Source organism: Variovorax sp. EBFNA2, from assembly GCF_033802765.1.
Lineage (GTDB): Bacteria > Pseudomonadota > Gammaproteobacteria > Burkholderiales > Burkholderiaceae_C > Variovorax > Variovorax paradoxus_H.
Genome location: NZ_CP138496.1, coordinates 697950 through 709846, shown reverse-complemented (window position 1 = coordinate 709846; position 11897 = coordinate 697950). Strand labels below are relative to the sequence as shown.

At 68.5% G+C, this 11897-nt stretch carries 12 protein-coding genes and 1 tRNA gene; 4 read left to right on the top strand and 9 right to left on the bottom strand.

Annotation, left to right across the window (positions count from 1 at the left end; translation table 11 throughout):
* The first annotated feature begins 220 nt into the window (after positions 1–220).
* On the top strand, positions 221–970 hold the full coding sequence (locus RZE79_RS03165; protein WP_194274014.1) for a winged helix-turn-helix domain-containing protein: 750 nt from the start codon (positions 221–223) through the stop codon (positions 968–970).
* Positions 971–1082: 112 nt separating this feature from the next.
* Here RZE79_RS03165 and RZE79_RS03160 read toward each other — a convergent pair whose 3' ends face one another.
* A complete protein-coding gene (locus RZE79_RS03160) occupies positions 1083–1331 on the bottom strand; it encodes a hypothetical protein (RefSeq protein ID WP_319358978.1) in 249 nt (82 codons plus the stop codon).
* A gap of 247 nt (positions 1332–1578) precedes the next feature.
* Between RZE79_RS03160 and RZE79_RS03155 the strand changes: the two genes are divergently transcribed.
* Both RZE79_RS03155 and RZE79_RS03150 read left to right on the top strand, forming a co-directional pair.
* A complete protein-coding gene (locus RZE79_RS03155; protein WP_319358977.1) occupies positions 1579–3828 on the top strand; it encodes a hypothetical protein in 2250 nt (749 codons plus the stop codon).
* An 8-nt stretch (positions 3829–3836) separates the two neighbouring features.
* Positions 3837–4262, top strand: a complete 426-nt coding sequence (locus RZE79_RS03150; protein WP_319358976.1) for a DUF1810 domain-containing protein — start codon at positions 3837–3839, stop codon at positions 4260–4262.
* Positions 4263–4283: 21 nt separating this feature from the next.
* Here the strand turns inward: RZE79_RS03150 and RZE79_RS03145 are convergent, their stop codons facing one another.
* Positions 4284–4610 carry a hypothetical protein gene (locus RZE79_RS03145; protein WP_228121885.1) on the bottom strand — a complete coding sequence of 109 codons (327 nt, stop codon included), beginning with the start codon at positions 4608–4610 and terminating at the stop codon, positions 4284–4286.
* A gap of 31 nt (positions 4611–4641) precedes the next feature.
* Positions 4642–5193, bottom strand: coding sequence for a PA2169 family four-helix-bundle protein (locus RZE79_RS03140; protein WP_319358975.1), 552 nt, complete (start codon positions 5191–5193; stop codon positions 4642–4644).
* 201 nt (positions 5194–5394) lie between these two features.
* Between RZE79_RS03140 and RZE79_RS03135 the strand changes: the two genes are divergently transcribed.
* The gene (locus tag RZE79_RS03135) at positions 5395–5823 is read left to right on the top strand and encodes a low affinity iron permease family protein (protein WP_319358974.1); all 429 of its coding nucleotides are present in this window, start codon (positions 5395–5397) and stop codon (positions 5821–5823) included.
* A gap of 87 nt (positions 5824–5910) precedes the next feature.
* Here the strand turns inward: RZE79_RS03135 and RZE79_RS03130 are convergent.
* From RZE79_RS03130 to RZE79_RS03105, 6 genes are all read right to left on the bottom strand, one after another.
* Positions 5911–5986: transfer RNA gene (locus tag RZE79_RS03130), tRNA-Phe, on the bottom strand.
* Between the two features lie 18 nt (positions 5987–6004).
* Positions 6005–6706: a response regulator gene (locus RZE79_RS03125; RefSeq protein WP_153280864.1), complete on the bottom strand. Its 702-nt coding sequence runs from the start codon at positions 6704–6706 to the stop codon at positions 6005–6007.
* A 75-nt stretch (positions 6707–6781) separates the two neighbouring features.
* On the bottom strand, positions 6782–9112 hold the full coding sequence (locus tag RZE79_RS03120; RefSeq protein WP_319358973.1) for an ATP-binding protein: 2331 nt from the start codon (positions 9110–9112) through the stop codon (positions 6782–6784).
* The gene (locus tag RZE79_RS03115; RefSeq protein WP_373696531.1) at positions 9109–9756 is read right to left on the bottom strand and encodes a DUF4390 domain-containing protein; all 648 of its coding nucleotides are present in this window, start codon (positions 9754–9756) and stop codon (positions 9109–9111) included. Before RZE79_RS03115 ends, RZE79_RS03120 begins: the two co-directional genes overlap by 4 nt.
* A complete protein-coding gene (rsmB, locus tag RZE79_RS03110; protein ID WP_319358972.1) occupies positions 9734–11122 on the bottom strand; it encodes a 16S rRNA (cytosine(967)-C(5))-methyltransferase RsmB in 1389 nt (462 codons plus the stop codon). The genes RZE79_RS03115 and rsmB overlap by 23 nt, the downstream gene beginning before the upstream one ends.
* Positions 11123–11216: 94 nt before the next feature.
* A complete protein-coding gene (locus tag RZE79_RS03105; RefSeq protein ID WP_319358971.1) occupies positions 11217–11816 on the bottom strand; it encodes a lema family protein in 600 nt (199 codons plus the stop codon).
* Positions 11817–11897: the final 81 nt, after the last annotated feature.

Below are 11897 nucleotides of genomic sequence, written 5' to 3'. Positions count from 1 at the left end.
GCCTGCGCAAACGGAACAAGAAACCAGGTGCGGCCCGTACCGGAAGCTGGTCAAGGGAGCATCATCCGGTGGCAGGATCGGATCGAGAAATCGTCCACCCCTGACCAGAATGAAAGCTCTTCGCGCACCGCGAAAGCAGCCCCGGTTCCTTGCGAGCAGTTTCACGATCACGGGCCTGCTCCGCTGTGACTCATCACTGCCGTTTGAAATCGATCATCCCATGACCCTCGAGGGCAAACTCTCCCTGGCCCTGCTGGACAACAGCAGTTCGCGCAGCATCTTGCTTCAGGAGCGCCTGCGCACCATGGGCCACCGGCCCATCACGTTCAGCAGCATCGGTGAGTTGCTGTCCACCCTGAGTCGTGGCACCCGCTTCGACCTGCTGCTGGCCGCTCCAGATGCGATGGGCAGCGAAAGCCTTCTCACCGTGTGCTGGGTGCTGGGCATGCCGGCCCTTCCCATCACCGCGCAGGGCGAACCGGACGTGGTCGCACTGCCCTCCTACTTCGAAGAAATTCCCCTGCCGAGCGGAGGCATCAGCTTCGACCTGCGCCGGATCTCGAACGAAGCGCTGGTGCAGCACATGCACACGCTCTACATGGAACAAGACACCGGCACGGTCGCTCGCCAGAGTGCACCGGACCGCTGGACCTGGGGCGAATACCGCTTCGTCGACGGCAACAACACCGTGCTGCACCGCGACCGCGAGATCTCGCTGCAGCCGCGGCAGTTCTCCTTTGCGCTCGAGCTGTTCCGCAACCTGGGCAACGTGCTGACGCGCTCCTGGCTCATGAGTTCGGTGTGGAAGCTGCCGCCCGAACGCCCTGTGACGCGCTCGCTCGACGCTTGCGCCACGAACGTGCGGCGCAAGTTGCTGCTGCAGCGCGAAAACGGCTTCGTGCTGCGCGCGGTCTATGGCCAGGGCTACCAGCTGGTTCCCGTCAGCTCGCCCGCGGGGTACCGGATGTGAGGATGTGAATTGAGGGGGCGACGCCGCCCCTCGCCGGCCTAAAGAAAAGAAAAAAGCGACCTCTTCGGAAGGTCGCTTTTTCATGGGCCATCACTTCTTGCTTCGGCAGGACTCAAGACCGCGGCGCCCCGTCTTCCCTCTGCCGCATGCGCCACTCCCCGACGAAATAATCAGCGCGAAACTTCAAGCGTTCGATCACTGCTTCGCGGTTCGGCTGTTGCGCAATGATCAGCACGCATCGCGGCTCGTGCCCCTCGCGAAGTTCCGCCTTGCCCGAGCAAGTCCCCTCGGAGGACTGCTGGAGTTCGAGCCAGCAACTCCACCCTGCGGGCAGATCGAGATCGATGTGTGCGGCGTCCATGGCGATCGAGGATAAGCCGCTCTGAAGCATCCGCCCCCACTAAGTCCTGCATTGACCCTTTCGCCCGTGGGACGAGTGCGATGTCGGCGCAGGACGACATCGCCGCGCGCCGTCTGTCCTCAAGGCATGCACGTCGCGCGATCTAGGCTGATGCCTTGCGACGAAGACGACGCGAAAACGCGCGAGCCGCGCGCGCATCGGGAGTTCACCCGCGTCGCCACGCATTCATCCGAAGGAAACCCGTCCGTTGACGACCGCCACCGCCCCTGCGCCCGCCGGCACGCCCGGCACCGACACGCCACTCCGAGCACCGCACCGCTGGCAGTTCTTCCGCGCGGGCGGCGTGGACCAGGTGGTGTTCCGCAACGGCGAGGACATCGCCCGCCTCGCCGAACTCGACCAGAAGCTGTGGGTCGCACTCGCCTGCCCCACGCGCGGCATCGACTTCGATGCGCGCACGCTCGACCTCATCGACACCGACGGCGACGGCCGCGTGCGCCCGCCGGAAGTCATCGCGGCCTGCCAATGGGCCTGCGAACGGCTGCGCAGCGCCGATGTGCTGCTCGCTGGCGGCGGCACGCTGTCGCTTCAAGACCTCGACGACACGCGCGCACCGGGTGCCGACCTCGCAAAGGAAGGCCGGCGCATCCTCGACCTGCTCGGCAAGCAGGACACGCACACGCTGACGCTCGCCGACATCGCCGACCGCGGCGAATGGCTGGCGGCCATGCGCTTCAACGGCGACGGCGTGGTCACGCCAGCCACCGCCACCGATGACACGCTGCGCGCCACCATCGAGGAAGCGATGCGCACCCACGGCAGCACGCCCGACCGCCACGAACACACACCCGGCCTCGACCGCGCACGCGCCGGGGCCTTCATGGCCGACGCGCTCGCGCTGCGCGACTGGTACGCGCGGGGCGACGAAGAGGGCTTGCTGCCGCTGGGCGCGCGCACGCTGGCCGCGGCCGAGGCCCTGCGCGCGGTCGCGGCCAAGGTCGACGACTTCTTCGCGCGCTGCCGCGTGGCCGCCTACGACCTGCAGGCGGTGGTGGCGCTCAACCCCTCGCCCGACGCCTACGACGCGCTCGCGGGGCACACACTCGACGCGAACGTGCAGCCGGTGGCCGAGTTGCCGCTGGCACCGGTGACGCCGCATCGCGCGCTGCCGCTCAGTGGTGCGAGCCTCAACCCCGCCTGGGCCGAAGCCATGGCCGCCTTTGCGCGCGATGCAGTCGCGCCGCTGCTGGGTGAACGCGACACGCTGGACGAAGACGCGTGGCAATCGCTGCGCCGTCAGCTCGCGCCTTGCGACGCATGGATCGCCGCACGCCCCGGCAACGCGCTCGCCGGTCTGCCGCGCGAGCGCATCGACGCGCTGCTCGCCACGCGCGACGCCCTGCTCGCGCTCATCGCCGAAGACGAAGCGGCCGAGCACCACAACCGCCTGCTGACCGACCTCGAGAAGCTGCTGCGGCTGCAGCGCGACCTGCGTGTGTTGCTGCACAACTTCGTGTCGTTCAAGGCCTTTTACCGGCGCGAGGGCGCGATCTTCCAGGCCGGCACGCTCTACCTGGACGGGCGCAGCTGCGAGCTCACGGTGCAGGTGCAGGACACCGCCCGGCACGCCACGCTGGCCGGCCTGGCGAAGACCTGCCTTGCGTACTGCGACTGCACGCGCCAGGGGGAGAAGATGAGCATCGTCGCCGCCTTCACGGCGGGCGACGTCGACTTTCTTTTCGTCGGCCGCAACGGCGTGTTCTACGACCGCCAAGGGCGCGACTGGGACGCCACCATCACCAAGCTGATCGAGAACCCCACCAGCGTCGCACAGGCCTTCTTCGCGCCGTACAAGAAGTTCGTGCGGCTGATCGAGGAGCAGGTGGCGAAACGCGCGGCGGCCAGCGAGGCCGGCTCGCAGGCCGCGCTGCAAACGCTGGCCGGCAAGGTCGCCACCGCGGACCGGCCGGTCGACGCCGGTGCGCCGGCGAAGTCGCCGGCCAAGCCGGGGCCGATCCTGCCGACCGGCAGCCGCATCGACGTCGGCACTGTCGCCGCCATCGGCGTGGCGCTGGGCAGCATCAGCGCGGTGCTGGTCGGCATCTTCGGCAAGTTCGTCGACCTCGGGCAGTGGATCCCGGTGGCGCTCGTCGGCATCGTGATCGCGATCTCGGGCCCGAGCATGCTGATCGCGTGGCTGAAGCTGCGCCAGCGCAGCCTGGGCCCGATCCTCGACGCGAGCGGATGGGCCATCAACGGCCGCATGAAAGTCAACGTGCGCCTGGGCGGCATGCTGTCGCAGACGGCGCGCGTGCCGCCGGGCGCCAAGCGCATCGCGCCCGATCCGTACCGCCAGCGACACGGCCTTGCAGGCGCGCTGGCCGTCACCTGCGTGGTCGGTGCGTTGCTGCTGGCATGGCGCATGGACTGGCTCGACCATCGGTTGCCACCGCGGCTGCAGCATGATCCGGCGGCTTCGTCGGCACCAGGCGCGTGAGAAAGAACATGGCAACCGACTGGCACCTCGAACGCTTCGTGGCGGCGCAAGAGCCCGTGTATGCGCAGGTCTGTGCGGAACTCACGGCGGGGCGCAAGCGCACGCACTGGATGTGGTTCGTTTTTCCGCAATTGAAGGCGCTGGGCCGCAGTGCGACCGCGCAGTTCTTCGGCCTTGACGGGGCCGACGAGGCGGCGGCGTATTGGCAGCACCCGTTGCTCGGCGCGCGGCTGCGTCAGTGCGCGGAACTGGTGCTCCGGGTTCCCGGCACGGACGCGCATGCCATCTTCGGCTCGCCGGACACCCTCAAGCTGCGCTCCTGCATGACGCTGTTCGAGATCGTGGCACCCGAAGCGCCGGTCTTCGGCGACGTGCTGGTGCGGTACTTCGGAGGGATGCGGGACGACGCGACAATCGCGTTCATCCGAGCCTGACAGCGCACCCCGACCGGGGAATCAGAACTGCCCCTGCCCGTCGCCCGATCGGTCGTGCGCCCAGCGAATGGCCTGCTGCTCCGCGTGCCGCAGCGCCTCGGCTTCGCTGCCGTACGCGACGTTGTCGGTGTCGGGCGGCAACCGATGCTCGGGGCCTTCGACGTCGCCGCCGCCATAGGCGCGGCAGAAGACCACCGGTCGGAAGGTATGGTCGTCGACTTGCTGCGCAGCGCACGAAAACCACCAGCCGAGGTAGCTGAAGGTGAGAAGGCGATCGCCGACGCCGTCCGCAGTCTCGGTCGCGGACGGCGCACTGGGCATGGCGGGCACGTGGCTGTCACCGGTCATGGTGAAAGACAAGCTCGCGGGTGCAAACCGGTCAGCCCTTGGCGGCGCGGAACTGGTCGCGCAGACCCTTGATCTGGTCGTGGTTGGCCTGGGCGCCGTCGGCCTGGCGTTGCACCACCATGCGCACCTCAGGCGGCAGGTTTTCCTTCAGTGCCTTGCGGTAGCGTGCCACCGCTGCGTCTTCGCCGCGCTCGCATTCCTCGAGCATCGACAGTGGGCTGTTGGCGCCGACCGTGCCCTTTACGTGCACCCAGCCGCGGTGCATTGCACCGCTGACCGTGCCGCCCTCGTCGGCCTTGCCGCCGAGCTGGCGGATGAGCGAGACGAGTTCAGATGCCGCGCTCGCGCACTGCGACGCGCGGCTTTCGAATACCGGCTTCAACTGTGCCGAATCCACTTCCTTCGCGCAGGCGCGGAAACCGTATTCGCCGTCACGTGTGTTCTCCAGAAGATCGTTCAGGACGTCGATCACCTGATCGTTCGAAACCGCGTCCGCGGTGGTTGCCTGGATATCATTGGCCATGTGTGGTTGCTCCTTGAAGGGCCGATCGCCGGGGCGAGGACCGGGTTGAGAAAACTGCAATGAGCCTTCATGGTCGGCACGGTGCGGCGCGCGTCCTGTCGTCTCTGCCCGACGACCCGTGTAAGCCTTGTCCGAGGCCGACGACGTCGCTGATTTCCACCGACAGCGTCAGGGGAATTGCGATGCCACGCGCGGCGGGCCTTCGCTGACGCGCTCGCGCGCGCCGCCGCGCCAGCATCGCCTCCGACTGGGGGACACGCCATGGAACGACTCTTTGACTCCTTTGCCAACACCGTCGCCCGCTGGACAGGCAGCCCGCCGGCCTTCCTGATTTGCGTGGTCGTGGTCGTAAGCTGGGCCGCTGCGGGTCCGTTCTTCGGTTTTTCCGAAACGTGGCAGCTGGTGATCAACACGGGCACCACCATCGTCACCTTCCTCATGGTGTTCCTGATCCAGAACACGCAGAACCGCGACAGCACCGCCCTGCAGACCAAGATCGACGAACTCATCCGCACCTCCGACGCAGAGGACGAATTCATCGGCATCGAGAAACTCACCGACAAGGAGCTGATCGCGCTGCATGCACGCTGCGAGGCCGCGGCGAAACAAAGCCAGGCGACGCTGAAGAGGATGCAGACCGAGCGCAAGCGCCGGGGGCATGAGGACATCGACGGGGAGCGGGCCGAATAACAGGGAACGGAATTCCCTCGGCATGGCGCCTGTGCGGCGCCAGAAAGCAAAAAGCCCAACCTCGGAAGGTTGGGCTTTTGCTGAATTTGGTGGCCTGGGGCGGAATCGAACCACCGACACGCGGATTTTCAATCCGCTGCTCTACCAACTGAGCTACCGGGCCTTGGTGTGCAGCCTCAAATTATACAGCGCTTCTGCGGCCCCGCGAAAGGTCCACGCCAAGTTGTTTGAGTTTTCTATAAAGATGGGTGCGCTCGAGGCCGGTTTTCTCGGCCACGCGGGTCATCGAGCCGTTCTCCATCGCGAGGTGGAATTCGAAGTAGGCCTTCTCGAAACCGTCGCGCGCATCGCGCAGCGGGCGGTCGAGGTCGAAGCTCTGGGTCGACTGAGGGCCTGCGTCGGGCACCGGCACGGCCGCGAGCGACGCCATCAACAGGCTGTCGCCCGTGGTCGTGATGGCGGCGGCCTGGTGGGCGCCCGTGGGCGGCGGCACCACGCCGGCGGCGGTGCGGCGGGCGTTCTCGCGCGCCAGCCCCTGCTCCACCGCCTTGAGCAGCTTCTGCAGCGTGATGGGTTTTTCGAGGAACGCGAAGGCGCCGATGCGCGTGGCATCGACCGCGGTGTCGATGGTGGCGTGCCCGCTCATCATGATGACGGGCATGCTCAGCAGACCCGCGGTGGACCACTCCTTGAGCAGCGTGACGCCGTCAGTGTCCGGCATCCAGATGTCGAGCAGCACGAGATCGGGCCGGGCGCGTTGTCGGGCCGCGCGGGCTTCGGCGGCGTTTTCCGCGAGCTCCACGTTGTGGCCTTCGTCATTGAGAATTTCGAAGAGCAGGTCCCTGATGCCCAGCTCGTCATCGACCACGAGAATGTTTGCCATGAGTGCTGCTTGTTGTATGCGCTGTGTGTATTGATCCGCTCCCGATCCAGCCGCGTGCGCTGGATTCACCGGTACTCAGGCGGACGAAGACTTCGAATCTTCGGTGTGAGCGACCGCTGCCCGCGGTTCGCCTGCCAGCGCGAATGATAGCGAGACTTGCGCCCCTGCCACAGCCCCGTCCACGACACGGTTGGAAAGCTCGATGCGCGCGCCGTGTTCGTCGGCGATCTTCTTGACGACGGCCAGGCCCAAACCGGTACCTTTTGTTTTCGTCGTGACGTAGGGCTCGAAGGCGCGCTTGAGAATATTTTCGGCAAAGCCGGGCCCGCTGTCCTGCACCGTGAGACGCACGCGCTGGCCCGAATCGCCCAGCCGGGTGCGAATGACGACCTCGCCCACCCGGCCCGTGCCGCTGGCGGCGGCCTCGGCGGCGTCCTGTGCGTTCTGCAGCAGGTTGTGCACGACCTGTCGGATCTGCTGTTCGTCGCCGCGCACGGGCGGGCAGCGCTCGTCGAGCTCCGAACGCAGCGTGATGGGCAGGTTCTCGGTGTGGTACAGCTGCAGCACGTCGGCCAGCAGCGCATTGAGGTCGACCGGCTTGAGATCGGCCGCGGGCAGGCGCGCGTAGTCGCGGAATTCGTTCACCAGCCGCTTCATCGCATCGACCTGGTCGACGATGGTCTTGACCGACTTCACCAGGATGGCCTGCTCGGGCGGCTGGACCTTGCCCGAAAGCTTCATCTCGAGCCGCTCGGCCGACAGCTGGATCGGCGTGAGCGGGTTCTTGATTTCATGCGCGAGCCGACGCGCCACTTCGCCCCAGGCCTGCGCGCGCTGGGCCGAGACGATTTCCGAGATGTCGTCGAACACCAGCAGCCGCGCCTCGCCCGGGAGTTCGGCGCCGCGCGCGACGATGTTGATGGCGTCGTCCTGCTGCGGCAGGTCGTTGCCGGTGGCGTGCAGCTCGAAGGCGTGCTGCCAGTGATCGAGCCCGTGCTGCATGCGCTCGACCAGGAACTCGTCGAACTGCTGCTGCACCTTGGCACCGAAGTCGGCCAGCCCCGGCACATCGACCAGCGCCTTGCCTTCGTAGGCGGCAAGCGGCGCGCGCAGCACGCGGGTGGCGCCCGGGTTGGTGGACAGCACGGTGCCCTTGGCGTCGAGGACGATCACGCCCGAGGTCAGGTTGTCGAGGATGGTCTGCAGGTTGCCGCGGGCGGCGTCGAGCTGGTCCATGGTTTTTTCGACCGCACCGCGCGCATCGGCCAGCTGCTGGGTCATGACGGCGAACGAACGCGTGAGGCCGCCCAGCTCGTCCTTGCCCTGCAGCACGGCGGTGGGCCGCAGGTCGCCGGCGGCCACCTGGCGCACGCCGTCGGCCAGCACGAGCAGCGGGCGCGCCAGCTGGTTGCCGAAGAGCACGGCCAGCAGCACCGCGCCGAACACGGCGAGGAACAGGCTCAGCGTGAGCGTGCCGATGTACATGCGGCGCAGCCCCTCGCGCGCGAGCGCGCGCTCCTGGTATTCGCGGTTGGCCTCCTGCACGGCCAATGCATTGGCGACCACGGCGGGCGGCAACGGCCGCGTGACCTGCAGGTAACGTGGTGCCGTATCGAAATCGAAACCCGGCCGCTGCACCATGGCGAGCGCGCGCACGCTGGCGGTCGGCGGCGTGGCGCTGGGCAGCGCGGTTTCTTCCAGGCCCTCGATGTGCGCGACGGCGCGGTCGGGGCGCACCTGGCGGAACTGCTGCACGGTCGGCCGCTCGGGGTTCAGTTGGAAACGCGACGCGCCGGCGCTGGCCACCAGCTGGCCCGAGCCGGTCCAGAGGATCACGTCGCTGGCTTCGAGCTGGTCCCGGATGCGCTCCAGCAGCAGCCCCGCGCTCGCATCGGGCACCTGCGCCAGCTGGGCGCTGGCGGTGCGGGTTTTCGCGGCGAGGTCGTCGGAGAGCGAATCGAGCGTGGCGCGGCCCAGGTTCAGGCCGGCATCGAGCGCGCCTTCGACCTTGACGTCGAACCAGCTCTCGATCGAGCGCGCGACGAACTGGTAGGACACCACGTAGACCAGCGCCCCAGGCACCACGCCCACAAGCGCGAAGATCGCCGCGAGCTTGATCAGCAGCCGGCTGCCGAACTTGCCCTGCCGCAGCCGGCGCAGGAGGCGAAACGCGACCCAGCCGATCACCAGCACCAGCAGCACGGCCACCACCACGTTGATGCCGAACAGGCGCACGTAGTAGCGCTCGTACAGCGCGCGGTTGTTGGTGGCCTGCGCGAGCAGGAACATCAGCACCAGGCCGATGGCCGTGACCATCGCGGCGCCGACGCCCACCGCCCAGCGCAGCGCGCGCGAGCGGCGGGCGGCCGGCGTGGCCGCGGCGCCGCTGCGCGGCTTGCTGCTCACCGCTGTTTCTCCAGCGGCAGCCGGGCGGTGCGCTCGGCCGCGATGTTCCATTCGGCCTGCCCGACCATGCCGATCTGGAAGGGGCGCGGCAGCTGCGAAGTGTCGAGCCGGAAGCGGAAGGTGACCTGGTGCAGCGGCTCGTCGCCGATCTCGGCGGCATCGCCCAGGCGCAACCGGCCGATGCGCTTGATGGCCTCGAGCGCGTCGCCGAGGCTGTCGAAGTTCTGGTTCAGCGAGATGCCGAAGCCGGCGGCGCCGGTGATCGGCACCGGCGACACATTGAGCCGCCAGCGGCGCGTGAGGGGCTGGTAGGCCAGCCGCATGTGGCGCGCCACCTGGGCGACCTTGCGGTCGGTCCAGTACCAGCGCTCCTGGAAGACCTCGGCCTCGGCCACGAAGTAGATGGCGATGCCCTTGTCGAGCACGTCTTCCACCAGTGTGGGCAGCTCGAACTGCACGGCCGCGCTGAGGTACACGCCGTCGTCGGCCTGTTCCAGGCGCATCTGGGTGATGGTGGCGCCACCGGCGGCCCGGGCCTGGGCGGTGGCGGCGGCAGGGAACAGGGCCATCCACAGGGCCCAGACCAGCAGCAGGCCGGCCAGCAGGAACGACCGGCGGCCGTCAGTGCGGCGCGGGTTTTTCAAGCAGGGCGTAGAAGAAGCCGTCGTGGTCACCAGAGGGATTGTCCGGGACGCCACGGGCATTCGCCCCACTTTGAGGCAGCAAGTGTCCCGGGGACGGCAGCAATCGGGCGTCGGTGTTGCGTACAAGAAACGCATCAATTTGTTGCGAGCCTTCTTCGCGGAACACGGAACAGGTGCAGTAAAGCAGCCGGCCGCCGGGCCGCACCAGCGGCCAGAGCGCGGCCAGCAGCGTCGCCTGCTGGGTCGCCAACTGGGCGGTGTCGCTCTCGCGGCGCAGCCAGCGCACGTCGGGATGGCGCCGCACGATGCCCGAGGCAGTGCACGGCGCGTCCAGCAGGATGGCGTCGAACAGCACGCCGTCCCACCAGTCGGCGGGGCGGCCGGCATCGGCCACCACAACCTTGGCCTTCAGGCCGAGGCGGGCGAGCGTTTCGTCGATGCGGCGGCTGCGCACGCCATCGACCTCCAGCGCCGTCACTTCGATGGCGTGGGTGCCGGCCCGTTCAATCAGGTGCGCGGTCTTGCCACCGGGGGCGGCGCAGGCATCCAGCACACGCAGCGGCGCGGCGCCGGGCGTGGCCGGCAGCAGGCCGTCGAGCAGCAAGGGCGCGGCGAGTTGCGCGGCGGCGTCCTGTACGGAGCAGGCGCCGTCGGCGAAACCGGGCAGCTGCAGCACCGGCCGGGCCCGCGTGAGCTGCAAGCCATCGGCGCCGACGCGCGTGGCGCCGAGGCCTACAGCCTCGAGTTCCAGCAGGTAGGCCGCCGGCGTCGATTGCAGCGCGTTGACGCGCAGGGTCATCGGCGCCTGGGCGTTGTCTGCCGACAGCACACGCTGCCAGTCGCGCGGATGGTCGCGCTTCAAGCGTTCGATCCACCAGCGCGGGTGGTTCCACTGCGCGACCGGTTCGCTGTCGGTGGCCGCCACGAGTTCGTCGCGCTCGCGCAGGAAGCGGCGCAGGCAGGCGTTGATGAAGCTGGCCTGCGCCCGCGTCGCCGGGTTGCGCTTGGCAGCCTCAACAGCCTGGTCGACCAGCGTGAAGGGCTCGTAGGGCGCGTGGTCGCTGTGCCAGGCCAGCGCGAGCGCGGTGCACAGCAAGGCGTCGGGCAACGGCGGCGGCGTGCGCTTGGCCAGGTGGCGGCGCAGCGCCTCGGCGCGGCCAAGCCAGCGCAGCACCTGGAAGCCCAGGGCCTGCACGCCGGGGCGCAGCGCAGGCTCGACGGCCTCGAACGCGACGGTGCCCGAGGTGCCGGCGCGAATCGACGCCAGCGCCCCCGCGGTCAGTTGCAGTTGGCGCCAGAGCGGCGGTTGTTGCGGCGCCGAGGAGGCGCTGCCCGAAGAGGGGTCGGAGGAAAGATCTGCTGGCAAGTTGGAGCCGATGGTAACGGGCGAGAAAGACAGCACGCCGCGCGGTGGGAATGGAAACGAAGGCGTTACCCGCCTGTCGTCGGATCGGGTCAGGTCAAAGCAGCGGGGCCGCGGGCCGCAGTCGCACGATCCAGGCCACCAGCAACGCCGGGAACTGGGCAATGCCTGCGTTGTACTGCGCCACGGCCTGGTTGAACTGGCCCCGCGCAATTTCCGCTGCCGCCGACGGCTCGGGCCAGGCGATGGGCGCGGCCGGATCGGACGCGCCCCCCATGCCAGGCATCAACGGCGCCGGCCGCGACAGCGTGCCGTCTGCGTCGAACACGGTGACGGCGCCCGGGTACTGGCGCCGCCATGCAGCAATGAGCACCTGCAGCGCGGTGGCCAGCGCCGCCATGCTGCCCGGGTCGAGCGGGCGCACGCGCGTCGCGCCGAGCAGGGTCGCGAGCTGCGTGGTGGCGGCCTGCAGCGGTGCGACGGTGGGCGCGCCTTCGGGCGGCGTCTCGGGCCGGGGCGCGGCGGTGATGCTGGCCTGGACGAAATCGAGCTGCTTGCGCAGTGCCACGTCGAGCACGGCATAAGCCTGGAGCACGGCGGCGCGCAGGCGCACGAGCCGGTTGTACGCACCCACGAACCAGAACAGCAGCAGCGCGACAACGAGCCATCCGGCCAGCGAATCGGGCAGGACGCTCATCGGAAACAGAACCTCTTGGTCATCGGTCGGAACCCAGGAAACACAAAGAAAAACGCCCCCCGACCGGAGCGGTCGGAGGGC

Excerpts from the sequence above, each read along its gene's own strand:
- RZE79_RS03165 (WP_194274014.1), top strand. The coding sequence starts at position 221 with ATGACCCTCGAGGGCAAACTCTCCCTGGCCCTGCTGGACAACAGCAGT.
- RZE79_RS03160 (WP_319358978.1), bottom strand. The coding sequence starts at position 1,331 with ATGGACGCCGCACACATCGATCTCGATCTGCCCGCAGGGTGGAGTTGC.
- RZE79_RS03150 (WP_319358976.1), top strand. The coding sequence starts at position 3,837 with ATGGCAACCGACTGGCACCTCGAACGCTTCGTGGCGGCGCAAGAGCCC.
- RZE79_RS03145 (WP_228121885.1), bottom strand. The coding sequence starts at position 4,610 with ATGACCGGTGACAGCCACGTGCCCGCCATGCCCAGTGCGCCGTCCGCG.
- RZE79_RS03135 (WP_319358974.1), top strand. The coding sequence starts at position 5,395 with ATGGAACGACTCTTTGACTCCTTTGCCAACACCGTCGCCCGCTGGACA.
- RZE79_RS03125 (WP_153280864.1), bottom strand. The coding sequence starts at position 6,706 with ATGGCAAACATTCTCGTGGTCGATGACGAGCTGGGCATCAGGGACCTG.
- RZE79_RS03105 (WP_319358971.1), bottom strand. The coding sequence starts at position 11,816 with ATGAGCGTCCTGCCCGATTCGCTGGCCGGATGGCTCGTTGTCGCGCTG.